The sequence below is a fragment of the Klebsiella sp. WP3-W18-ESBL-02 genome (genome assembly GCF_014168815.1).
Classification (GTDB): domain Bacteria; phylum Pseudomonadota; class Gammaproteobacteria; order Enterobacterales; family Enterobacteriaceae; genus Kluyvera; species Kluyvera ascorbata_B.
On record NZ_AP021972.1, the window covers coordinates 4,518,005 to 4,542,364 of the forward strand.

A 24,360-nucleotide genomic window follows, 5' to 3' on the forward strand; every position below is an offset into this window, starting at 1 on the left:
TCCGAGAAAGATTTGTTATGGGGGTTGCAAATGAATATTCATACATATAAAGTGAATTTTAATTCAATAAGTGGCTTAAGCCAGGTGAGGGAATGATGTCTACTCTGTATAAAAAGAACTTCTTAAAATTACTCGATTTTACCCCTGCAGAAATCACCACCCTGCTGCAGCTCGCGGCAAAACTCAAAGCGGATAAAAAAAGCGGCACGGAGTCGCCGAACCTGACCGGTAAAAACATCGCGCTCATCTTCGAAAAAGACTCAACCCGTACACGATGCTCTTTCGAAGTTGCCGCTTACGATCAGGGCGCCCGCGCTACCTACCTCGGCTCCAGCGGCAGCCAGATTGGCCACAAAGAATCCATTAAAGACACCGCCCGCGTGCTGGGCCGCATGTATGACGGTATTCAATACCGCGGCTACGGCCAGGAGATTGTCGAAACGCTGGCAGAGTACTCCGGCGTACCGGTATGGAACGGCCTGACCGATGAGTTTCACCCGACCCAGCTGCTGGCGGACCTGCTGACCATGCAGGAACATTTGCCGGGCAAAGCGTTCAATGAAATGACGCTGGTTTATGCAGGCGACGCGCGCAATAACATGGGTAACTCGATGCTCGAAGCGGCGGCGCTGACCGGCCTGGATTTGCGTCTCGTTGCGCCGCAGGCCTGCTGGCCGGAAGAGAGCCTGGTCGCCGAATGCAAAGCGCTGGCGCAGAAAAACGGCGGCAACGTCACGCTGACGGAAGATATTGCCGCAGGCGTGAAAGGCGCTGACTTTATCTATACCGATGTGTGGGTATCGATGGGGGAAGCCAAAGAGAAATGGGCAGAGCGTATCGCCCTGCTGCGCGGCTATCAGGTCAACAGCGCGATGATGAAATTGACCGGTAACCCGCAGGTGAAATTCCTGCACTGTCTGCCTGCGTTCCATGACGACCAGACGACGCTTGGCAAAAAAATGGCGGCGGAGTACGGCATGCACGGCGGCATGGAAGTGACCGACGAGGTCTTTGAATCGCCGGCGAGCATCGTGTTTGACCAGGCGGAAAACCGGATGCACACCATTAAAGCGGTGATGGTCGCGACGCTGAGCAAGTAACAGCAGCCACAGGACGCCGGGTTTTCCCGGCGTCGGCATTCTCTGCGGGTGGTAGGCCGGATAAGGCGGAACGTCGCCATCCGGCTTGACCACCGCATCGTGCCTGATGGCGCTACGCTTATCAGGCCGACTTATCTTCACGCCACCAGCAGTTTCACCACCAGCTTACGCACCTTCGCCGGCGCGCCCACGGCACACAGCGGTTTGTGCACTTCTCCCGGGTAAAACACCACGAAATCACCTTCGCTCATGACCACCATTTTTTCCTGCACGCCTTCCGGCAGGAACGCAATGTCTTTGTCCGCTAACCAGTCGGTATCCGGTTTACCCGCAGGCTGGGTGCTGAACGCCATGCCTTCCTGGCCGCTCAGTACGACCTGAATATCCAGGTAACGGGCGTGGTACTCTGCACGGCGGTCGGCAAACGGCTCGGTCATGTTTTCAGACACCATATAGAACAGGCGGCTGCCGTCGATATCGTATTTCCCTTCCGGGGTTTCAGCGGTGACGTTCGCCTTAATGTGGGCAATTGCCTGACGCAGTTCTTCCGGCAGCCAGGGCTGCACATTATGGATATTGCCAATAATCATCGTTCACTCCGCAAATAAAACAATGTTTCAATTTTCAGTTGTTATACGTAAATTTGCGATACCATACCAGCACTTTTTATCCTGTTATTACCATCCTACCGGTTTAGCGCACACTTTGCCCCCCGTCGAAATATGAATCAATATGCACATTTTCAGCATAGTTAAGGTATGAGAATCGTTTTCGTTGATTAAAGTGTGAATTCACCGCTTGATCGCCTACTAAAGCTGCGTATAATGCGACCCGTTTTGCCGGGAGGAATTATGGTTCAGTGTGTACGACATCGCGTCTTACCGCGTCTGAAAACAGACGCTGGCCTGCCGTTTTTCCTTTCCGTTGCATCCGTATTCGTAAAGCCCCTTATTTAAGGGGCTTTTTTTTTGCGCCGTCGTCAGGAGATAACCATGGCTAATCCGCTGTATCAAAAACACATCATTTCCATAAACGATCTCAGCCGCGAAGACCTTGAACTGGTTTTGGCGACCGCCGCTAAACTGAAAGCGAACCCACAGCCGGAGTTACTCAAGCATAAGGTTATCGCCAGCTGCTTCTTCGAAGCCTCGACGCGTACCCGTCTCTCCTTCGAAACCTCAATGCACCGCCTGGGCGCCAGCGTGGTCGGCTTCTCCGACAGCGCCAATACCTCACTCGGCAAAAAGGGCGAAACGCTGGCCGACACCATTTCGGTGATCAGCACCTATGTTGATGCCATCGTCATGCGCCACCCTCAGGAAGGCGCAGCACGTCTGGCAACCGAGTTTTCCGGCGGTGTTCCGGTGCTCAACGCTGGCGATGGCGCGAACCAACACCCGACCCAGACGCTGCTGGATCTGTTTACCATTCAGGAAACCCAGGGCCGTCTTGAGAACCTCAACATCGCGATGGTCGGTGACCTGAAGTACGGCCGCACCGTGCACTCACTCACCCAGGCGCTGGCGAAATTTAACGGCAACCGTTTCTACTTCATTGCCCCGGATGCGCTGGCCATGCCGCAGTACATCCTCGATATGCTCGACGAGAAAGGCATCGCCTGGAGCCTGCACAGCGCGATTGAGGAAGTGATGGCTGAAGTGGACATTCTCTACATGACCCGCGTACAGAAAGAGCGCCTCGATCCGTCGGAGTACGCCAACGTGAAAGCGCAGTTCGTGCTGCGCGCCGCCGACCTGACCGGTGCGCGCGACAACATGAAGGTGCTGCACCCGCTACCACGCATTGATGAAATCACCACGGATGTCGATAAAACGCCGCACGCCTGGTACTTCCAGCAGGCCGGCAACGGCATCTTCGCCCGCCAGGCGTTACTGGCACTGGTACTGAATAGCGAACTGGCTCTGTAAGGGGAAATGACGATGACACACGACAATAAATTGCAGGTAGAAGCCATCAAACGTGGCACCGTAATCGACCATATCCCGGCGCAGGTCGGCTTTAAGCTGCTGACGCTGTTCAAACTGACCGAAACCGACCAGCGCATCACCATCGGCCTGAACCTGCCGTCCGGCGAAATGGGCCGTAAAGACCTGATCAAAATCGAAAATACCTTCCTGACCGACGAGCAGGTGAACCAGCTGTCGCTGTACGCGCCGCAGGCGACCGTTAACCGCATCGACAACTATGAAGTGGTCGGCAAATCACGTCCTAGCCTGCCGGCGCGTATTGATAGCGTACTGGTATGCCCGAACAGCAACTGCATCAGCCATGCCGAACCGGTTTCATCCAGTTTTGCAGTGAAAAAACGTGCCGATGACGTTGCACTCAAATGCAAATACTGCGAAAAAGAGTTTTCTCATTATGTGGTGCTGGCCAACTAATTGCGGTTGGTATTGGTTTTACGCGTCCCTATAATGGCTACGACCTAATTACTGCAGTTCATCTGGAGATATCATGAGCAAAACTATTGCGACGGAAAATGCACCAGCCGCTATCGGCCCTTACGTTCAGGGCGTTGACCTGGGCAGCATGATCATCACTTCCGGTCAGATCCCGGTTGACCCAAAAACCGGTAGCGTGCCGGAAGACGTGTCCGCACAGGCACGTCAGTCGCTGGATAACGTGAAAGCTATCGTTGAAGCCGCAGGCCTGAAAGTAGGCGACATCGTGAAAACCACCGTATTCGTAAAAGATCTCAACGATTTCGCGACCGTTAACGCCACCTACGAAGCGTTCTTCACCGAGCACAACGCCACCTTCCCGGCACGTTCTTGCGTCGAAGTGGCGCGTCTGCCGAAAGACGTGAAGATTGAAATCGAAGCGATTGCCGTTCGTCGCTAGTTTCGATGCAGTATGAAGAAAGGCAGCCAGTGGCTGCCTTTTTTGTTTGGCTGTGGCGTTTTCAACATCCCCCCTGTAGGCCGGATAAGGCGAAGCCGCCATCCGGCAACCTGCGCCATTCTGCCTGATGGCGCTTCGCTTATCAGGCCTACAATCGAGGTTACTGCCAGCCGTAGCGGCGGGTGAAGAACCCTTTCACCATCTGCGTGAAGGTCATGTAGCCCACCAGAATCGCCACCAGCCACGGGAAGTAGCTCAGCGGTAATGCTTCTAATTGCAGATAGCCTGCCAGCGGCGAGAACGGCAGCGCGATGCCCACGGCCATCACCAGCAGCGTCATCGCAAACAGCGGCCACGCGGCGCGGCTCTGTACGAACGGAATGCGGCGGGTACGAATCATGTGCACAATCAGCGTCTGCGACAGCAGCCCTTCGATAAACCAACCGGACTGGAACAGCGTCTGCATTTCCGGGGTATTGGCCTTAAACACCCACCACATCAAGCAGAAGGTCAGAATGTCAAAGATGGAGCTGATCGGCCCGAAGAACACCATAAAGCGGCCGAGATCCGCCGGGTTCCAGCGCTGGGGTTTACGAATCTGTTCGTCATCCACGTTATCAAACGGCAGCGCCACCTGGGATACATCGTACAGCAGGTTCTGAATCAGTAAGTGTAACGGCAGCATCGGCAGGAACGGCAGGAAGGCGCTGGCCACCAGCACGCTGAAGACGTTACCGAAGTTAGAGCTGGCGGTCATCTTGATGTACTTGAGCATATTCGAGAAGGTACGACGGCCTTCGATCACGCCCTCTTCCAGCACCATCAGGCTCTTTTCCAGCAGGATGATATCCGCCGCTTCACGGGCGATGTCCACCGCGCCGTCCACGGAAATACCAATATCCGCAGCGCGCAGCGCAGGCGCATCGTTGATGCCATCGCCCATAAAGCCCACCACGTGCCCTTCGCGTTTCAGCAGGGTGACAATGCGCTCTTTATGCATCGGGGTCAGGCGAGCAAACAGCGTGGTGCGCTGGGCAAGCTTCGCGAGCTCGTCATCGCTCAGGTGTTCAATCTCGCTACCGACAATCACATCACCCGCATCCAGCCCCACTTCGTGGCACACTTTCGCCGCCACCAGTTCGCTGTCACCGGTGAGAATTTTCACGGTGATGCCGCTGGCCTTGAGCGCCTTGAGCGCCGGTGCGGTGGTCTCTTTCGGCGGATCGAGGAACGCGATGTAGCCCTCGAGGATCAGATCCGATTCATCAATGCGCTGATAGTCGCCTTCGCGAGCCGGGAGATATTTGCTCGCCACCGCGACCACGCGCAGCCCCTGACGGTTCAGGGTATCGGTCACGCGTTTGATGCGGCGTAGCATGGTCTCATCCAGCGGCACAATTTCGCCGTTGTGATACACCTGAGTACAGACGTTCAGGATCTCCTGCAGCGCCCCTTTGCAAATCAGCTTATGTACGTCCGGCTTTTCACTCACCACCACCGACATGCGGCGGCGTTCGAAATCAAACGGGATCTCATCCACTTTCTGCCAGGCGGTAGACAGCTCGCGGGCCGCCACTTCATCGACCCCTTCCAGCACCGCGGTATCCAGCAGGTTTTTCAGCCCGGTCTGATAGTGGCTGTTGAGCCACGCCGTTTGCAGCACACGTTCGCTCACCTTGCCGGAGATATCGGTGTGGTTCTCCAGCACGATTTTGTCCTGAGTCAGCGTACCGGTTTTATCGGTGCACAGAATATCCATTGCGCCAAAGTTCTGAATGGCGTCGAGGTGCTTGACGATCACTTTCTGTTTCGACAGCTTCACCGCGCCGCGCGCCAGCGTCGAGGTGACGATCATCGGCAGCATTTCCGGCGTCAGGCCAACGGCGACGGAAAGGGCAAACAGCGCCGCTTCCCACCAGTCGCCTTTGGTATAACCGTTGATCACCAACACAATTGGCGCCATCACCAGCATAAAGCGGATCAGCAGCATACTGACGCGGCTGATGCCTTTCTGGAAGGCGTTCGGCTCACTCTCCTGCTCGCTCACGCGACCGGCCAGTTGCCCAAACCAGGTGTTGGCCCCGGTGGCAATCACCATCGCCTGCGCGGTGCCGCTCACCACGTTAGTGCCCATAAAGCACAGGGTATCGCATTCCAGCGGGTTAGTTTGCTGCGGCTCTCGGGTACGCGCCACCTTCTCTACCGGCAGCGATTCACCGGTCAGCGAAGCCTGCGCGACGAACAGATCGCGCGCTTGGATCACACGCAGATCGGCGGGGATCATATCGCCAGCCGCCAGCTTAATGATGTCGCCCGGCACCAGCTGGTCGATGGGCAGTTCAACCCAGCTACTCTCGCCCTTTTCATTGATAACGCGCAGTACCGTCGCGGTGTTGCTGACCATCGCTTTCAGGGTATCGGCGGCTTTGGTTGATCGCGCTTCCTGAACGAAATTGAGCAGCGTGGAAATGCCCACCATCAGCACAATCACGCCGGCAGCAAACAGATCTTCAGTCGCATAGGAAACGGCGGCCAGTACGGTCAGCAGGATGTTGAACGGGTTGCGATAGCACAGCCACAGATGCACCCACCACGGCTGCGGCTGCTGTGCCGGCAGCTGGTTTTCGCCATGGGCAGCGCGCGCCTGCTCAACTTCGGCGGCATTCAGCCCTTCCGGGTGACTATGAAACGCCTGCCACAGCTCGCGCTCGCTGAGCTGAGCCATTTTCAGGCAGTGCTCGCTAAGCGACGGTGGAATCGGCGTATTGGCGACGCTTTGCTGAGTGGGCATCGGATCGCGCTGGACTAAACGGCGCGGCAAATGGCGGCCAAGCTGTGCAAACAGCTGCCGGGTTAAATTTTTCAGCATACAAAATCCCCCTGCGACTACCGCTGGCAGACGCAGTCAGACCCACGGGTACAGTCAATCTGTACCGCACAGGCACTCAATTTTTATTGCAGGGACACGATTGTGGAATGTCACTGCCTCACGTCATCGGCAAGGCAGCGCAATACTGACTTACCGGTAGGTTACTCTCCAGCACGAGAGAGGTGTGGGATCGGGATCCATAAAGCCTCCGGTAAGGTTGATGAAATAAAACGCCGCGAATTATACGCAGAAAATCATAAGTTTTGTGACTATTTGAGCGATATAATAACGGCAAGTCATTCAACAACACGTCAACCATCCGGTCTGACGGTAAAAATATTCACGCGGGGCAACGCTATGCAAGATCGGCTGACTATCAAAGATATCGCTCGCCTGAGTGGTGTTGGCAAATCAACCGTGTCCCGCGTGCTGAACAACGAAAGCGGCGTCAGCGAACGCACCCGCGAGCGCGTTGAAGCGGTAATGATGCAACACGGTTTCTCCCCTTCCCGCTCCGCGCGCGCCATGCGCGGGCAAAGCGATAAAGTGGTCGCCATCATCGTTACGCGTCTGGATTCGCTCTCTGAAAATCTGGCGGTGCAAACCATGCTGCCCGCATTCTACGAGCAGGGCTACGACCCGATCATGATGGAAAGCCAGTTCTCGCCAGAGAAAGTAGCGGAGCATCTGGCGATGCTGAAGCGCCGCAATATCGATGGCGTCATTCTGTTTGGTTTTACCGGCGTCAATGAAGAGACGCTGGCCAACTGGCAGCCCTCTCTGGTACTCATTGCCCGCGACGCCAGCGGCTTCTCTTCCGTCTGCTATGACGATAACGGTGCCATCACGCAGTTGATGCAGCGACTGTATAAACAGGGGCATCGTCATATCAGCTTCCTCGGCGTGCCGACCAGCGACGTCACCACTGGCCAGCGCCGTTACGATGCCTATCAGGACTTCTGCCAGCGTCATCAGCTGACGCCGGTCGCCGCGCTGCCCGGCCTGGCGATGAAACAGGGCTACGACTTCGCCCGCCAGGTACTCACCCCAGAGACCACCGCACTCATTTGCGCTACCGATACGCTGGCCCTGGGCGCCAGCAAGTACCTGCAAGAGCAGCGCATCAATAGCGTGCAGCTGGCGAGCGTTGGTAATACTCCGCTCACCAAGTTCCTGCACCCGGAAATTATTACCGTCGATCCCGGCTACGCCGAGGCTGGACGCCGCGCCGCAGAGCAGCTGGTTACCCTGATCGGCGGGCGCAGCGAGCCGAAACAGATAGTGATCCCCGCCGTTCTCGCCTAAGCGTAATGTCAGCTTTAGTGTGATCGTTGCAACGTTTCGGGAACGTTCCCATTCTCCATAAACGATAAACCCGCTACGCTTATATTCAGCGTATTACTCACGATTCATATCCTGAGCCCGTCCGATCGCCAGCGTAACGGCAGTCTGCATTGACGGCTATCGGGGAGATCTTATCTCTGTTTGAAGGCCCTATCATGAGCAAAAAAATAGACCAAAAGAACATCGATAAACTTATCGAACTGGTCGGCGGACGCGACAATATCGCGACCGTCAGCCACTGCATCACACGCCTGCGCTTTGTGCTGAACGACCCGGCCAAAGCCTCCCCGAAAGCCATTGAAGAATTGCCGATGGTGAAGGGCTGCTTTACCAACGCAGGGCAGTTCCAGGTCGTTATCGGTACCGAAGTAGGCGACTACTATCAAGCTTTACTGGCGACCACCGGGCAAAAAGAGGCGGATAAAGAACAGGCCAAGCTGGCAGCACGCCAGAATATGAAATGGCACGAGCAGTTAATTTCCCACTTTGCGGAAATCTTCTTCCCGCTGCTGCCAGCGCTGATCAGCGGGGGTCTGATCTTAGGCTTCCGCAACGTCATCGGCGACCTGCCGATGAGCAACGGCCAGACGCTGGCGCAGATGCATCCGTCGCTGCAAACCATTTATGACTTCTTATGGCTGATTGGCGAAGCCATCTTCTTCTACCTGCCGGTAGGCATCTGCTGGTCGGCGGTGAAGAAAATGGGCGGTACGCCGATTCTCGGCATCGTGCTGGGCGTCACCCTGGTGTCACCGCAGCTGATGAACGCCTACATGCTAGGCCAGCAGGTACCGGAAGTGTGGAACTTCGGCCTGTTTACCATTGCCAAAGTCGGCTACCAGGCTCAGGTCATCCCGGCGCTGCTGGCAGGCCTGACGCTCGGCTTTATTGAGACGCGCCTGAAACGCATCGTGCCTGACTACCTGTACCTGGTGATCGTACCGGTGTGTTCCATCATTCTCGCCGTATTCCTTGCTCACGCCATCATCGGCCCGTTCGGCCGCTGGATTGGCGACGGCGTGGCCTTTGCCGTTCGTCACCTGATGACCGGCAGCTTCGCGCCAATTGGCGCCGCGCTGTTTGGCTTCCTGTATGCGCCGCTGGTGATTACCGGCGTGCATCAGACTACGCTGGCGATTGATATGCAGATGATCCAGAGCATGGGCGGCACCCCGGTATGGCCGATGATTGCCCTGTCTAACATCGCACAGGCTTCTGCGGTTGTCGGCATCATCATTTGCAGCCGTAAGGCGAATGAACGTGAGATCTCCGTCCCGGCGGCCATTTCCGCCTACCTTGGCGTCACCGAACCGGCGATGTACGGGATCAACCTGAAGTATCGCTTCCCGATGCTCTGCGCCATGATTGGCTCCGGCATCGCCGGCCTGCTGTGCGGCCTGTATGGCGTGATGGCGAACGGTATCGGCGTCGGCGGCCTGCCGGGCATTCTGTCCATTAAACCGGCCTTCTGGGGCATCTACAGCCTTGCGATGATTATCGCCGTCGTGGTGCCCATCCTTCTGACCATGGCGGTGTACAAACGCAAGCTGCGTCAGGGCACGCTGCCGGTCGCGTAAATCTCAACTCTGTTCGGGGCGCAATTGCGCCCCTTCGCCTTCTTAAAGGACAATCCCATGAATACACTTCCCCACTGGTGGCAAAACGGCGTTATCTACCAGATTTACCCGAAGAGCTTTCAGGACACCACCGGCCGCGGCACGGGAGATCTGCGCGGTGTGACGTCTCGTCTCGACTACCTGCAAAAACTCGGCATCGACGCCATCTGGCTGACCCCGTTCTACGTCTCACCGCAGGTCGACAACGGTTATGACGTCGCCAACTATACGGCGATCGATCCGTCTTACGGTACGCTCGACGACTTCGATCAACTGGTTGCCGAGGCGCACCAGCGCGGTATCCGCATCGTGCTCGACATGGTGTTGAATCACACCTCAACGCATCACGCATGGTTCAAAGAATCGCGTAAAAAAGAGAGCCCTTACCGCTCGTTTTACATCTGGCGCGACGGTACGCCGGACACGCCGCCGAACAACTGGCGTTCCAAGTTTGGCGGTAACGCCTGGCAGTGGGACGCCGAGAGCGGCCAGTACTATCTGCACCTGTTCGCCACCGAGCAGGCGGACCTCAACTGGGAAAACGACGCGGTGCGCGCCGAGCTGAAAAAGGTCTGCGAGTTCTGGGCCGATCGCGGCGTCGACGGCCTGCGTCTCGACGTCGTCAACCTGATCTCCAAGGATCAATCCTTCCCGGACGACCATCAGGGTGACGGCCGCCGCTTCTATACCGATGGCCCACGCGCCCATGAATTCCTCCAGGAGTTCAGCCGCGACGTCTTTACCCCGCGCCAGCTGATGACCGTCGGCGAGATGTCCTCAACCTCTCTGGAAAATTGTCAGCAGTACGCCTCGCTCGACGGTAAAGAGCTGTCGATGACGTTCAATTTCCACCACCTCAAGGTCGACTACCCGGGCGGCGAGAAGTGGACGCTGGCGCGCCCGGACTACGTCGCGCTGAAAACCCTGTTCAGCCACTGGCAGCAGGGAATGCACAACCGGGCGTGGAACGCGCTGTTCTGGTGTAACCACGACCAGCCGCGCATCGTCTCGCGCTTTGGCGATGAAGGCGAGCACCGCGTCACCGCCGCCAAAATGCTCGCGATGGTGCTACACGGCATGCAGGGCACGCCGTATATCTATCAGGGCGAAGAGATTGGCATGACCAACCCGCATTTCGCTACGATTGAGCAGTATCGCGACGTAGAAAGCCACAATATGTACGCCGAGCGGCTGGCAGAGGGGCAACGCGCCGATGAGCTGCTGGCGATCCTGGCCAGCAAATCACGCGACAACAGCCGCACGCCGATGCAGTGGGATGCCAGCACCAACGCCGGCTTTACCCGCGGCGAACCGTGGATTGGCGTCTGCGATAATTACGCCGACATCAACGTTGAGCGCGCGCTGGCCGATCCGCATTCGGTGTTCTATGCCTACCAGCAGCTGATTGCGCTACGCAAGTCGCAGCCGGTGCTGACCTGGGGTGACTATCAGGATCTGCTGCCAGAACATCCTTCTCTGTGGTGCTACCGCCGTCAGTGGCAAGGGCAAACGCTGCTGGTGCTTGCCAACCTCAGCGGTGAGCACCAGACGTGGCAGCCAACGGAAGACCTTGCCGATGCGCGCGTGCTGATGAGCAACTACGACGATGCCGCAGCCTCCCCTACCGCCATCACCCTGCGTCCGTTTGAAGCTATCTGGTGGCTTCAGGGCTAAGCATCCTGCCCGGTAGCGCTGTGCTGCCGGGCCTGCCTGCATCTCGCTGTTTCCACGCCCTTTTCTGGACATTTATTGCGCAATAAAATTTACATAATCCATAACGCCTGCCATATGTACTCTCGCATTTTTACTTTGTCCTGAATCAATAAAAGCGCAAACAAGTTTGATGCAAATCACTACATATAGAACTTAAAATGCACCCCGGCCCAACATATGGTGTTTATCGACTATTATTGCCACAATGAGAATTACCAAAAAATAGCCGGTATGTGGATAACCTGGGCCGCGAGTGGGGGAAAGTATTGGTTAATAGCACCATTACGCCATTCACCGTTTTCCCACTTCTGTGGATAACCAGTTCTTATAAATAATGGAGTGATCATGACACCGCATGTGATGAAACGAGATGGCTGTAAAGTGCCGTTCAAATCAGAGCGCATCAAAGAAGCAATTCTGCGTGCAGCTAAAGCAGCGGGAGTCGATGACGCAGATTATTGCGCCACCGTCGCAGCAATCGTAAGCCAACAAATGCAGGGCCAGGCGCAGGTTGATATCAACGAAATCCAGACCGCCGTTGAGAACCAGCTGATGTCCGGGCCGTACAAACAGCTGGCTCGTTCCTATATCGAATACCGCCACGACCGCGATAGCCAGCGCGAGAAGCGCGGCCGCCTGAACCAGGAAATTCGTGGTCTGGTCGAGCAGACCAACTCGGCGCTGCTCAACGAAAACGCCAACAAAGACAGTAAAGTCATCCCGACCCAGCGCGATCTGCTGGCCGGTATCGTCGCCAAGCACTACGCCCGCCAGCACCTGCTGCCGCATGACGTGGTGATGGCGCACGAGCGCGGCGTGATTCACTATCACGACCTCGACTACTCGCCGTTCTTCCCGATGTTCAACTGCATGTTGATCGATCTGAAAGGCATGCTGACGCTGGGCTTCAAAATGGGTAACGCGGAAATCGAGCCGCCGAAATCCATCTCGACCGCTACGGCGGTTACCGCACAAATCATCGCGCAGGTTGCCAGCCACATTTACGGCGGTACCACCATTAACCGTATTGATGAAGTGCTGGCGCCGTTCGTGACCGAAAGCTTCAACAAACACCGCAAAATTGCCGACGAATGGCAGATTCCAAACGCCGAAGAGTATGCGCGTACCCGCACCGAGAAAGAGTGCTACGACGCCTTCCAGTCGCTGGAGTATGAAGTTAACACGCTGCATACCGCCAACGGCCAGACGCCGTTCGTGACTTTCGGTTTCGGCCTCGGCACCAGTTGGGAATCGCGCCTGATTCAGCAGTCCATTCTGCGTAACCGCATCGCGGGCCTCGGCAAAAATCGCAAAACTGCGGTGTTCCCGAAGCTGGTCTTCGCGATCCGCGACGGCCTGAACCACAAGCCTGGCGATGCCAACTACGACATTAAACAGCTGGCGCTGGAGTGCGCAAGCAAGCGCATGTACCCGGATATTCTCAACTACGATCAGGTGGTTAAAGTCACCGGTTCGTTTAAAACCCCGATGGGCTGCCGCAGCTTCCTCGGCGTGTGGGAAAACGAGAACGGCGAACAGGTACACGACGGGCGTAACAACCTGGGCGTGATCAGCCTGAACCTACCGCGCATCGCGCTGGAAGCCAAAGGTGACGAAGCGGCATTCTGGGCGCTGCTGGACGAGCGCCTGGTGCTGGCGCGTAAAGCGCTGATGACCCGCATTGCGCGTCTGGAAGGGGTGAAAGCCCGCGTGGCGCCAATCCTGTACATGGAAGGGGCGTGCGGCGTGCGCCTGAAAGCCGACGACGACGTATCCGAAATCTTCAAAAACGGCCGCGCATCTATTTCGCTGGGTTATATCGGCATCCACGAAACCATCAACGCGCTGTTCGGCAATCAGCATATGTACGACAGCGAAATGCTGCGTGAGAAAGGCGTGGCGATTGTTCAGCGTCTGCGCGATGCAGTTGACCAGTGGAAAGACGAAACCGGCTACGGCTTCAGCCTGTACAGCACGCCGAGCGAAAACCTCTGCGACCGCTTCTGCCGTCTCGACACCGCAGAATTTGGCGTGGTGGAAGGCGTGACGGATAAAGGCTACTACACCAACAGCTTCCACCTCGACGTGGAGAAAAAGGTTAACCCGTACGACAAGATCGACTTCGAAGCACCGTACCCACCGCTGGCCAACGGCGGCTTCATTTGCTACGGCGAGTACCCGAACATCCAGCACAACCTGAAGGCGCTGGAAGACGTGTGGGATTACAGCTATCAGCACGTGCCGTACTACGGCACCAACACGCCGATCGACGAATGCTACGAGTGCGGCTTTACCGGTGAGTTCGAGTGCACCAGCAAAGGCTTCACCTGCCCGAAATGCGGTAACCACGACGCCGCCCGCGTCTCCGTTACCCGCCGCGTGTGCGGTTACCTCGGCAGCCCGGACGCGCGTCCGTTCAACGCCGGTAAGCAGGAAGAAGTTAAGCGCCGCGTTAAGCACCTAGGTAACGGGCAGCTCGGTTAAGGCCGAGCGGTTATCCCCTCACCCTAACCCTCTCCCCACAGGGGAGAGGGGACCGTTTTACCGCTCGCTGTACGGCCGTATGCTGGCCGAAAATCTGGAACGCGAAAATGAACTTCCATCAATATTACCCGGTTGATATCGTCAACGGCCCCGGCACGCGCTGCACGCTGTTTGTTTCCGGCTGCGTGCACGAATGCCCCGGCTGCTACAACAAGAGCACCTGGCGGGTGAACTCCGGCCAGCCGTTTACGACCGAAATGGCCGACCGCATTATCGCCGACCTCAACGACACCCGCGTCAAGCGTCAGGGGATTTCGCTCTCCGGCGGCGACCCGCTGCATCCGCAGAACGTGCCGGAAATTCTCCAGCTGGTTCAGCGCATCCGCGCCGAATGCCCCGGCAAAGATATCTGGGTCTGGACCGGCTATAAGATTGACGAACTCGATGCCGCACAGAGGGAGGTCGTCGACCTTATCAACGTGCTGGTTGACGGTAAGTTTGTGCAGGATTTAAAAGACCCGTCGCTGATCTGGCGCGGCAGCAGTAATCAGGTGGTGCACCACCTGCGCTAAGCGCTTTCGTCAGCCGTTTAAAACCGGCTGACGCACTCCATCGCCACCGTTTTAAACTCATCAAAACTGCGGGTGGCCGACAGCCGGGCCATGGCGCGCTCGCGCAGGAAGGTGACGAAAATATCGTAAATCGCCATCGCCTCTTCATACTCGCTTTTACTGATCGCCAGCAGGAAAATAATGTGGGCGGTTTCATCGCCCCAGGCAATACCGTCAGGCGCAATGACGGTGTAGACCACGGTCTTTTTCGCGAGCAGACCCAGCGCGTGCGGTAACGCAATGCCGTCGCCAAGCATCGTGCTGACTATCGCTTCACGCTCCACCACCGAGTCATAAAACTCCGCATCAACAAATCCTTCCTGCTGCAGCTGCTGACACAGCTCGGCAAACAGGCTTTGCTGGTCGAGCGGCCCGTCGATGACCCGGAAATGCGCGGCGTCAAAGTACTTATTCAGCATAAACGGACGCGTCCGATCCACCAGCACCAGCTTGCCAATTTGTTCCAGCTGATAGTCGGTTGGGAACGGGGCAATCGTCACAATCGGTTTGTCTTTTTCACTGATACGCACCGTCGAGATGACAAAGTCTTCGGCGATGGTCTCCCGCTGTTCGTAATCGCGCTGGGAGAGCGTGGCAGCAATTTCCACCTGCGGGTATTTGCGCTGCAAAATAGCCTCGATCATACGCGCCATCGCATTACCCGCATCACATACCAGCAGCACCTTTGGCTGGCGCTGATAGCCAATGTTGTAATGGCGCTCAAGCCCTACGCCGATGTGCAGCACCAGAAAACCGATTTCGTTTTCGCTGATGGTATACGGCGTATATTTTCCCCAGCTCGATACCGCCGCCAGCGTCATATCCCACGCCATCGGATAGTGCTGCTTAATATTATCGAGCAGCGGATTGGGGATCATTATCTGATAGCGCACGCGGGTGATCATCGTCTTGATATGGGTGAGCAGGTCAGCGTGCAGTTGGGCATCGTCCAGCAGGTTGTAGTTATACTGCTGGTTAATGTAGCGCAGGATGTAATTCACCAGCGCTTCGTCGTCGTCCGCGCTGATGGTTTCCGGGTCGACGTCCTGCACCTGGCGAGCGGCAAGATGCACGCAGAGCCAGGCTTCTTCCGCCGACGAAAAGGGCTTTCCCGCCAGCTGCTGCAGGGCGAGGGCAACCTCATGGGCAGCATCGCGCACGTTCTGCGCGACCTCTTCCGCGCTGAAATCCGCCAACGGAAAACCTTCACTCACCCGACGTACCGCCACGGCGCCGTACAGACAGATAAAGCGCTCGCCTTCATCGGTTACGCGAACATGATGGCGAGGTAATACCTCCTGCAGCACGCCTTCCAGCAGCGTGGGAACGCTCGCATCAAATACGCCTTCGTGAACCACCGGGTTTAACGCCCCTTGCTGGCTCAGCTCCCACAGTAAATCGGTCAGGCAGGCACGAATCGACACTTCGCTACCGAACAGCTTCATCCCATGGCGCGGGCGCGTCTCCAGCGTAAGCTGATAACGCGCGAGGCGCTCACGAACGTCGACCATGTCATTTTGTAGCGTGGCCCGGCTGACGAACCACTCATCGGCCAGGTCTTCCAGCTTAATGGAGAACGCTGAGGTCAAAAAGCGTACCAGCAGAAAATGCACGCGATCCTGGACGGTGCGGGGTATATGCAGCTGCGGCTTAGGCGCCGATGCTTCCAGCGCCTGATAGCGCGAAGGGTCGTCAATTTTCAGCTGATAACCGCTGCCGCGCGCGAGAACGAACTGTGCGCCGTACTGATGCAAAAGCGCGTTGAGCGCCGTAATATCGGCGCGCACGGTGCGGGTTGAAACCGACAGCCGCTGCGCCAGTTCGTCCTGGGGCAGCGTTTCGTTTTGCAGCAGAGTGAAGAGTTGCGCTAAACGTTGATTGGGAAATCGCATGTCGGTTCCTTGATGTTATGGCTTAAGGTTGAGCAGAAATCACCATCTGCGATGGGCTGCCTACCGGGGTATAGTCCGGTAAAAACGTCAGCCGGCCGTCCTTCGGCGCGACGCTAAAACGGGTAATATTATCACTACGCTGATTCATGACGTATAGCCAATGTCCTTGTTTATCAAGCGTTAGCGTTCGTGGATAGTCCCCGCGCGTCCAGATATCCTCTTGATGCGTCAGGCTGCCATCGGCCATCACGCTAAAGTGAGCGATGCTGTTATGCAGACGGTTAGCCACGTAGAGCTGCTTACCGTCCGGGCTCAGCACCAGGCCCGCAGCAAAGCTGGTGCCTTTGTACGCTTTCGGCAATGCCGAGATCGTTTTACCTTCACGCAGCACCCCGCTTTGTTTATCAAGGTGATAGAAAGTCAGCGTGGAAGCCTCTTCGTTAATCAACCAGAGTCCATCACCCGCAGGCGTAAAGACGAAGTGCCGCGGACCGGCCCCGGCGGAAGAGGCGGCGATAAACGGCGGATCGTTCGGCGTGAGCTTGCCGCTGGCGCTGTCCATGCGGTATTGGTAGAGACGATCCAACCCCAGATCGGTGGAGTAAACAAACCGCCCGCTCGGATCGGCGGCCACCATATGCGCATGCGGGCCGTTATGATCGCTGATAGCAAAGCTACCTTCGACGGCCGCCGCTGGGCGCGCAGCCCCCGCAGGACCTTGATCCTGATGCACATCCACCGCCTCGCCAAGGCTACCGTCCTCTTTCACCGGCAGGACGGCAATCGAGCCGCTGACATAGTTTGCCACCAGAAGATGACGGCCATTTGGCGTAAGCGAAAGATAAACCGGGCCCGCGCCGCCGGAAGCCACCTGATTCAGGCTGCTTAGCTCGCCGTTCGCAGCAATGCGCCACGCCTGCACCACGCCTTTTTCCACCTCGCTGGCGGCGTAAAGCGTTTTGCCATCCTGGCTGACGGTCAGCTGCGCAACGTTCGGTAGCGAACTGACGAGCGCTTTATCGCGCAGCTCGCCGGTTTTTCCATCGACGGTAAAACGATACAGACCTTCGCCGTTAGGGTTGTAGGTGCCCACCCAAGCGTACTGGGTCTGCGCGGCGGCGCTGGCGGCAAGCAGAGAGAGTGAAGCAACAAGCAGGTGACGAGCGGTTGGCATGGTGACTCCTTGATGGTTCGGTGGGGGTTTTCCCCCTCACCCTAACCCTCTCCCCTGAGGGGCGAGGGGACCGTTCGGTGCGTTTACGCACGAGAGGCGCAAAAGGCACGGTAGTTTTTCTCCCTCTCCCCTATGGGGAGAGGGCCGGGGTGAGGGGGTTAATCGCACTACTTAACAAGCTGTTTCGTCATATCCAGCAGCTGACGCACATCCGCCGGTGTATCTTGACACCTAAGTTTAGAACAAAGGAAAAACCCGGAATTACGTTGGATCTCGAGGAAATAAGTTGGATCTAGATACCCTGTAAAATGGTCTCAAAACCACGTCAGACGTGCTATATGCGGTTTTCAGCCCGGTATCATGATTTGGTTTAATCCACGAAACAGAGGTGAAATGTAGCCATCTAATAAAATTGGATCATTCTGGGTTAATCTGAAAAATGACAGATAAAATGTGAACGACATTTCATTTTGTTTAATTGGAATTTAAAATTTTAATTCCTGACCTTTACGAGGTTTAACTTACTGTTTTTGATCAATATATCCATGCGTATATTTTACCCACCGTGCATCTTGCCACGCAACAAACACTCTCGAAATCGACCTTTCTATTTTCCGGGAAAAGACAAAGTGTCTTTTCCCTTATTTTATTAAATATAGATCATTTTCAATGAATTACGTGTGCAGCACGTCTTTTTAAAAGAAAGTAAAAACACGCCATAAATGAATTAAAATTCACATTTTATGCATTTAAACTCAAAAAAGATAAAGAGGTTGATACCCGGATTAGGAGCGAACAGCCGTTGCAAAGCGCAGCCCTCTCGTATAAAGTTAATGACGTCACCCCACATGGTGACCGGGCGTGAGAACCCGGAATTAAAAGGCGGAACAGAAGACGCGCCTTGCGTCTTTTTTGTTGCCATGATCTACTAATAGACAATTGTACGTCTGTAATCCGTCTATGGTGGCTCAGGCGGGGCAGCTTTCGGGCTGGCCGGTTTCCCTTTTAGCCGGTTTCTCACCCCCGTCTGGGTCACCACCCTAGAGCGTGAGAACTCTTGGTGGTGGCAAGTAAGCCAATCATAAAAGGGTTTATCATGGCTACTGCTCACAAAAATCAATCCGGTTTTATCTGGCTTTTCCTTGCCGTTCGTCGTGCCGATCTCCTTAGCAAACCTCATCGTGAAAGCGTTATCGCTCCTGATGAAATTTCCGCCCGCAGACAGCTTGCCGGGCGCTTTGTGCTTTCTTTCGCAGGTCGAATCCCTTGCAAGGCGGTGCATCATGGCTGATATGAGAAACATCCGGACTGTAGAAGAACTTATATCTGGCGTTTTGTCTTACAAACTTAATCGTGAATCCGAAGATAGTCTGCTCGATGACGTTCTGGCGCATCATGATTCCGTTCTTGGTGGCTTGCGCCTGATGGGGCGTTTATTAGAACAGAATGCAATGACGGCAAGAAGCCGTAAAATTGGGCCGGATGAAATGTCGGGTGATGAACTTGAAGACCTGGGTAAATATATGTCTTCCACAGCGGATTTACTGTCCGGGCTGAGCACTGCTTTATGCGAGCTGGCCTCAAACTCCAGTCTGCGAAGGAATTCCAGCAAATAAAGACAGATTGCACAGAATAAAAAAAAGGAGCCTCGGCTCCTTTTTTTTATCAATGAAGCGCGTTAATCCTCACTTCCAGCGTTTCCCGGATATTCTCAATTCATCCCAAAGCTGATGCGGAGGAAGTCTTGAAAAAGCTGAGGTTTCTCACAGCTGGAGACGAGCGTCTGTTAGATGAATATATAAAGAACAATCGCTATCGTAACATTACCGATAATATCCGATATGTCAGAACACTGGGTTATGAAGCCTCCCGGGCTTCAATGCACAGATACATGACCGTGATTAGAGTGAGGAATAATGGTCAATACTAATGTTAAGAACTCATTTAGCAATCTGCTTAAGTACCCACCTCATAAGGACATTACGGCGATAAATAAATTTATTGTTTCAGGGTGTTTTAGCAGAACAACACCAGAAATTCTTGAGTTTATTAAACGCTCTGGATACACAAGTGATATAACCAGTATTTTTCACTATGTAAAACTGATCAAAGAACAATTAGACGCGGCAAAGGAAAAATTCGATCAGGATATTGAAATTGAATTCTTCTGCGATGTTGCCGGGACTATGTGTTTTGACGACTTTATGCATGTTTATGATAAAGATTCATTCTATCATGAAATGGTTAAGTTTAACCCTGAGTTTAATTTTCATGGCGACCTTGCAAAAATAAAACGCCGGGCATTTATGGCGCTAAAGGATAGTGAATTACAAAAGGTTGGGGGTAACATATCTATTTATCTTGGTGCACTGGAGTTTGCACTTAAGAAAATAGGTGTTAACCCAGAAGAGGAAATTAACGGAATGAGTAAATCACTAGTTGCCATGATGTATATCATGAGAACTATTGGAGGCACTCAGATTTACTTACCAAAAGGTGATGTTCTTAACAGAATAATTAATGAGGTCGATATATATACCGATGGTTATATGATGGATGCTCAAAGTATCGCAAGGAAATACGGTGTTAGTTTTCGAACGGTCAGTATTGTATCAAAGCGTGTTAGAGACGCAATAAAAGAATACGAGGGATGACATGACATGAAATTAAATAAAGAATTATTCAGTGCAGGCATCAGTCTTGGTATTGAAACCATGAGAAAGAATCTCCCGGAGCCGCTCAGACATATTGAGCAGGGTGTCATTATTGCCTGCAATGATATTGGGCTTAACCCGGAACATGAAATTAATGGTGTTTCATTTGTCGGGCGCGTCATGTTGCGGGTAATGGAAATTCAACTGGGTGAAAAACTGATGCCGGAAAGTGAGGAGGATTGCTCTCACCTTATTTTTTGCACAAAGGTTGCAGCATACGCAGACATGTTCGGTACGGATAAAGCATCGGATGAGTATGGTCTGACAACAAAACAGGTCGACGATATCTGCATTGCAATACATGGCTTTCAGGAAAACGTCTCCGGCATTGAATGTGATGCTAACAGGAAAACGCACTAACGGTCTTCTGAGCGCGTCTTAAGATGAGGCTATCTACTGGTATTCATCTCAAGCCATTAAACGCTTATGAAGAGATTTAAACGTGTTTTAAATGTTGTCTGGTGATAAGTATGAACTTAATAGCATTCTGCTCCGAATTAAAAGCAGATAAAACCGCTCCTGACTGGATTGAATTGCTTCCGGCTGGCCCGGATATTCAGGGGCGTGATGGTCGAAAATGGCGACTGAGCAATCCACAGTCTCTGGTGGATGCATTCAACAAACGGGCATTACCTCTTGTCGTTGATTACGAGCACTCAACGGAAATTAGTGCCGCAAATGGCAGCGAGGCTCCCGCTGCTGGATGGATTGAAACCCTTGAGGTTCGTGAAGACGGTTCCGTCTGGGGGAAAGTTGACTGGACGCAGAAAGCCAGTAATTCAATCCTCAGTAAAGAGTACCGTTTTATTTCTCCCGCATTTCATCATGTCAAAGATGGAGATATAACCCGGCTCAGTAGTGCAGCGTTAACGAATAAACCCAACCTCGATTTAACGGCCCTTAATTCTCAGGATGAATGGTCAGTCGTTGCTAAAGCGTTGGGTGTTGAAACCATCAGTTCTCCTCGTGACATTCTTAATGCGCTTAATAAGTCACAAAGCACCATGATTCAGGATGTTGTTGATGATGTTATTTCTAAAGCTGTTTTCTGCCCGGCGCAACGCGAGCATTTAGTTGCAATGTGTTCGCAAGTTGGTGTTGATGAGTTCAGGAAGTTTTCCGAACTTCAAATGAAAGTACATGGGGTAGTAGTTAATTCATTTGCAACTACTCGCCGTTCTCGTACCAGAGAAACCAGTGGGCGTTTAACAGATAGTCAGGTTGCCGTGTGTCGTAGCACTGGTGTAAGTGAAGAAGAGTATTTAACAGCATTAGGAAAACAGAATGATTAATATTGATGGCGTCATTGCTGATGCGCAGGTTGCATTTAATGTGAAATTTGAACAGGGAGGAAAGGCTTATCAGCCCTCCCATGTTCAGCTTGCAAATGAAGTTCCTTCTTCCTCTGGTTCGAATGCGTATGGATTTCTTGAGGAGTTCCCGGAGATTAAAGAATGGCTTGCAGACCGCCAGTTAAAAGAGCTGGCAACGCAGGACTACATTCTTAAAAATAAAACGTTCGAAAGCAGTATTTCAATCAAACGTGAAGATTTTGAAGATAATGATTATGGGAAATACTCCATGATATTTGAGCAATATGGAAGGAAAGCCGCCGCATTTCCAGACAAGCTGATGTTTGAGGCAATGACAAAAGGTCACGCATCACTCGGGATTGATGGTCAGAATTTTTTTGATACTGACCATCCTGTTAATTCAGGTGTTTTATCGAATATTTATGGTACAGCACCGGAATCAGACTCTAAGCCCAAATGGTATCTGTTTGATGCTACTCAGGGACTGAAACCATTTATCTATCAGAATCGTCGCCCAATTGTTATGACGTCAGTTACAGACGAAAATGAATCACAAGTGTTCCTGAACAACCGTTACCTGTTCGGTATCGATGGACGTCTTAATGTTGGTTATGGCATGTGGCAGTGTGCCGCTGCATCCTACGACGATCTGACTGAGGAGACGTTCGGTCAGGTGTACGATGGCATGCTTTCCATTCAGGGTAGTAGTGGTGAACCTCTCGGGATTGTGCCATCCATTATCGTTGTTCCGGTCTCGTTGCGCTCAGCAGCAGAAAAAATCCTGCTCCGCCGCCAACTGGACAACGGTGAAGATAACCCGAACTACAAACGTGTTGAAATCATCGTTAGCCCGTATCTCAAATGATGTTAAAGGCTGGTTTAACCAGCCTTTTTATTTAAGGAATATTCATGTCCAGCAAACTGAGCACGGAAATACTGATTAATCTGACGGGCAATCTGACCGCCATGTCCAGAAAGTACGGTTCCAATATGTCGGAGTTCGCCCGTACCAGCGCGCGAGCTATGTCAGTCGTCAAAGCATCGACCGCAGCAGCTGGTCGCGGCCTTGACATATTAGGCAATCGCTATACTGGCATGATTGCGGGATTTGCGGGCGGTGCCATGCTCAGTAAGTATAAGGGGCTGGATCGTGAGTTAACGCGTATGGGGATTACCGCAGGTAAGACCCGAGAACAAATGAGCGGTATCCTCGATTTAGCACAGGATGTGTCATTCAAGGTAGGGGTTGATACATCGGATGTTCTCGGTGCTTTCAAAGAAATAAATGCCCGCTCTGGTGACCTGGATCTTGCAGTTAAAAATACTGAAAATATTGGCAATGCAATTGCTGCATCGGGTGCTACTGGTGAAAGTATCGGTGGGTTGATCGCCGACTTCCTTAAACTAAACATCAAAACAAAAGAAGACACTTTACAGGCACTTGATGGGCTTAATCGTCTCGGTAAAGAAGGTGCATTCGAACTGAAAGATGCTGCCGAACGTCTCCCTGCATCTCTTTCAATGTACGCCGCAGCAGGTGGTAAAGGTGTCAAAGGCGCAATGGATGTAATGACCGTTGCAGAAGTCGCAATGGACGTAACTGCTAACCGTGAAAAAGCCTCAACCGCTGTAGAAAACTTCATTACCGATCTCCAGAATCCAAAAGTCATATCAGCTCTGGAAAACAATGGTATTCAGGTTTTTGACGCCAAAGGAAAAATACGTTCGCTTCCATCCATTCTGCAAGAGACCGCGCAGCGTTCAGCCCAGAGCGGTGCTAAAAAACAAGCTGGATACTTAGATAAAGCGGGTTTCAATCAGGATAGTATTCGTCTCATTCAGGGGGTTAGCAGTGAGGCAGGTGCTGCCAAGCTTAAAACGTATGTGCAAATTGTTGCCGATGGTAAGAGCATTCTTGACGACGCTGCATACGCTTCCCGGGATTTTACTTCGGCAACACAGCGCCTGACCACCGCGACAGAGAAATTCACTAATACTCAACTGGCTGGCCCCGTTCAGGAGCTTGCAGACGCTCTTAATTCAGTTGATAAGGAAACCGTCGAAAACTGGATGGAGATTGGCAAAAACATCGCTTTAGTGACAGGCGGTGTTATTGCCGCCCGAAAGGTCTTTCAGGTAGGTAAAGGGGCCTGGGATTTATTTGGCGGCGGTAAATCAAAAGGTATTCCTACGGGTGTCGCTGATGTTTTCGGAACTGGCGTAATGCCCGTTTATGTGACCAATATGCCATCCAGTGGTTTGGGTAATGGTTCGGGGTTTCCCGAGAAAAGTAAATATGACAAAGGTGGGGCAATAGGTATGGCGATTAATACCGTCGATGAGCTTTACGCATTGCTGCCTTTTCCTCAAAACGATGAAGAAAGAGAAGCGCTGTTCAAGCGTCATCGCGATAGTCAGCAACGTCGCACCCGTTGGGATGATGTTAAAGACTGGTTTAATTCTCTGGATGACACTCCTGTTGTCGACCCTCGCCCGTGGGTGTCCCCGCAACAATTCTCTCAATACCCACTGGTGCCGCCGCAGCTGCGTGGCGAAATTCGCGTCGTGGTGGAAGGTGATGCCCGTGTGAAAAGCGTCTCATCCAACCAGTCTGGCGTGACGCTAAGCGCCTCCGCAGGCAAAACGAATGTAGGTCAAAACTAGAAAT

The 24,360-nt window shown here is 53.6% G+C and carries 24 protein-coding genes; 19 read left to right on the forward strand and 5 right to left on the reverse strand.

Going from position 1 to position 24,360, the window contains the following annotated elements; all coding sequences use genetic code 11:
• Positions 1-30 precede the first annotated feature (30 nt).
• Together argL and argF are read left to right on the forward strand one after the other, a co-directional pair.
• Positions 31-96 (forward strand): putative translational regulatory protein ArgL, encoded by a 66-nt coding sequence (gene argL, locus H7R56_RS28075; protein WP_374956744.1) that lies wholly within the window; start codon positions 31-33, stop codon positions 94-96.
• Positions 96-1,100: an ornithine carbamoyltransferase gene (argF, locus tag H7R56_RS21750; RefSeq protein WP_106927626.1), complete on the forward strand. Its 1,005-nt coding sequence runs from the start codon at positions 96-98 to the stop codon at positions 1,098-1,100. Before argL ends, argF begins: the two co-directional genes overlap by 1 nt.
• Before the next feature lie 137 nt (positions 1,101-1,237).
• Here argF and H7R56_RS21755 read toward each other — a convergent pair whose 3' ends face one another.
• The gene (locus tag H7R56_RS21755; protein ID WP_106927596.1) at positions 1,238-1,690 is read right to left on the reverse strand and encodes a YhcH/YjgK/YiaL family protein; all 453 of its coding nucleotides are present in this window, start codon (positions 1,688-1,690) and stop codon (positions 1,238-1,240) included.
• A gap of 261 nt (positions 1,691-1,951) precedes the next feature.
• Here H7R56_RS21755 and H7R56_RS21760 point away from each other — a divergent pair, with 261 nt between their 5' ends.
• From H7R56_RS21760 to ridA, 4 genes are all read left to right on the forward strand, one after another.
• The gene (locus tag H7R56_RS21760) at positions 1,952-2,056 is read left to right on the forward strand and encodes a pyrBI operon leader peptide (RefSeq protein WP_072351778.1); all 105 of its coding nucleotides are present in this window, start codon (positions 1,952-1,954) and stop codon (positions 2,054-2,056) included.
• Positions 2,057-2,092: 36 nt separating this feature from the next.
• Positions 2,093-3,028: an aspartate carbamoyltransferase gene (gene pyrB / locus H7R56_RS21765; RefSeq protein WP_106927594.1), complete on the forward strand. Its 936-nt coding sequence runs from the start codon at positions 2,093-2,095 to the stop codon at positions 3,026-3,028.
• Positions 3,029-3,040: 12 nt separating this feature from the next.
• Complete coding sequence (gene pyrI / locus H7R56_RS21770; protein ID WP_106927592.1) at positions 3,041-3,502, forward strand: aspartate carbamoyltransferase regulatory subunit; 462 nt, start codon at positions 3,041-3,043, stop codon at positions 3,500-3,502.
• A gap of 73 nt (positions 3,503-3,575) precedes the next feature.
• Positions 3,576-3,962: a 2-iminobutanoate/2-iminopropanoate deaminase gene (gene ridA, locus H7R56_RS21775; RefSeq protein WP_000047540.1), complete on the forward strand. Its 387-nt coding sequence runs from the start codon at positions 3,576-3,578 to the stop codon at positions 3,960-3,962.
• A 160-nt stretch (positions 3,963-4,122) separates the two neighbouring features.
• Here ridA and mgtA read toward each other — a convergent pair whose 3' ends face one another.
• A complete protein-coding gene (mgtA, locus tag H7R56_RS21780; protein ID WP_182928406.1) occupies positions 4,123-6,831 on the reverse strand; it encodes a magnesium-translocating P-type ATPase in 2,709 nt (902 codons plus the stop codon).
• Positions 6,832-6,981: 150 nt separating this feature from the next.
• Positions 6,982-7,032 carry a mgtA regulatory leader peptide MgtL gene (gene mgtL / locus H7R56_RS28080; protein ID WP_219906270.1) on the reverse strand — a complete coding sequence of 17 codons (51 nt, stop codon included), beginning with the start codon at positions 7,030-7,032 and terminating at the stop codon, positions 6,982-6,984.
• A 156-nt stretch (positions 7,033-7,188) separates the two neighbouring features.
• Between mgtL and treR the strand changes: the two genes are divergently transcribed.
• The 5 genes from treR to nrdG all read left to right on the forward strand — a co-directional run bounded on the left by treR (position 7,189) and on the right by nrdG (position 14,560).
• Positions 7,189-8,136: a trehalose operon repressor TreR gene (gene treR / locus H7R56_RS21785; protein ID WP_106927588.1), complete on the forward strand. Its 948-nt coding sequence runs from the start codon at positions 7,189-7,191 to the stop codon at positions 8,134-8,136.
• 194 nt (positions 8,137-8,330) lie between these two features.
• Positions 8,331-9,752: a PTS trehalose transporter subunit IIBC gene (gene treB / locus H7R56_RS21790; RefSeq protein WP_106927586.1), complete on the forward strand. Its 1,422-nt coding sequence runs from the start codon at positions 8,331-8,333 to the stop codon at positions 9,750-9,752.
• A gap of 57 nt (positions 9,753-9,809) precedes the next feature.
• The gene (gene treC / locus H7R56_RS21795; RefSeq protein WP_106927584.1) at positions 9,810-11,465 is read left to right on the forward strand and encodes an alpha,alpha-phosphotrehalase; all 1,656 of its coding nucleotides are present in this window, start codon (positions 9,810-9,812) and stop codon (positions 11,463-11,465) included.
• A 384-nt stretch (positions 11,466-11,849) separates the two neighbouring features.
• On the forward strand, positions 11,850-13,988 hold the full coding sequence (gene nrdD, locus H7R56_RS21800) for an anaerobic ribonucleoside-triphosphate reductase (RefSeq protein WP_182928407.1): 2,139 nt from the start codon (positions 11,850-11,852) through the stop codon (positions 13,986-13,988).
• Between the two features lie 107 nt (positions 13,989-14,095).
• Entirely contained in the window at positions 14,096-14,560 is a 465-nt protein-coding gene (gene nrdG, locus H7R56_RS21805) for an anaerobic ribonucleoside-triphosphate reductase-activating protein (protein WP_106927580.1), read from the forward strand.
• A gap of 17 nt (positions 14,561-14,577) precedes the next feature.
• Here the strand turns inward: nrdG and H7R56_RS21810 are convergent, their stop codons facing one another.
• The gene (locus tag H7R56_RS21810; RefSeq protein ID WP_106927578.1) at positions 14,578-16,491 is read right to left on the reverse strand and encodes a BglG family transcription antiterminator; all 1,914 of its coding nucleotides are present in this window, start codon (positions 16,489-16,491) and stop codon (positions 14,578-14,580) included.
• Positions 16,492-16,513: 22 nt separating this feature from the next.
• Entirely contained in the window at positions 16,514-17,665 is a 1,152-nt protein-coding gene (locus H7R56_RS21815) for a lactonase family protein (protein WP_106927576.1), read from the reverse strand.
• Positions 17,666-18,625: 960 nt separating this feature from the next.
• Here H7R56_RS21815 and H7R56_RS28085 point away from each other — a divergent pair.
• From H7R56_RS28085 to H7R56_RS21855, 8 genes are all read left to right on the forward strand, one after another.
• Entirely contained in the window at positions 18,626-18,709 is an 84-nt protein-coding gene (locus H7R56_RS28085; RefSeq protein ID WP_413782714.1) for a hypothetical protein, read from the forward strand.
• 52 nt (positions 18,710-18,761) lie between these two features.
• A complete protein-coding gene (locus H7R56_RS21825; protein ID WP_182928409.1) occupies positions 18,762-18,956 on the forward strand; it encodes a host cell division inhibitor Icd-like protein in 195 nt (64 codons plus the stop codon).
• On the forward strand, positions 18,949-19,281 hold the full coding sequence (locus tag H7R56_RS21830) for a hypothetical protein (protein WP_182928410.1): 333 nt from the start codon (positions 18,949-18,951) through the stop codon (positions 19,279-19,281). Before H7R56_RS21825 ends, H7R56_RS21830 begins: the two co-directional genes overlap by 8 nt.
• Positions 19,282-19,581: 300 nt before the next feature.
• Entirely contained in the window at positions 19,582-20,319 is a 738-nt protein-coding gene (locus H7R56_RS21835; protein WP_182928411.1) for a Mor transcription activator family protein, read from the forward strand.
• Positions 20,320-20,325: 6 nt separating this feature from the next.
• Entirely contained in the window at positions 20,326-20,739 is a 414-nt protein-coding gene (locus tag H7R56_RS21840; RefSeq protein WP_182928412.1) for a hypothetical protein, read from the forward strand.
• A 110-nt stretch (positions 20,740-20,849) separates the two neighbouring features.
• Positions 20,850-21,671: a phage protease gene (locus H7R56_RS21845; protein WP_182928413.1), complete on the forward strand. Its 822-nt coding sequence runs from the start codon at positions 20,850-20,852 to the stop codon at positions 21,669-21,671.
• A complete protein-coding gene (locus tag H7R56_RS21850) occupies positions 21,664-22,557 on the forward strand; it encodes a Mu-like prophage major head subunit gpT family protein (RefSeq protein ID WP_182928414.1) in 894 nt (297 codons plus the stop codon). Before H7R56_RS21845 ends, H7R56_RS21850 begins: the two co-directional genes overlap by 8 nt.
• A 44-nt stretch (positions 22,558-22,601) precedes the next feature.
• Positions 22,602-24,356, forward strand: coding sequence for a phage tail tape measure protein (locus H7R56_RS21855; protein WP_182928415.1), 1,755 nt, complete (start codon positions 22,602-22,604; stop codon positions 24,354-24,356).
• Positions 24,357-24,360: the final 4 nt, after the last annotated feature.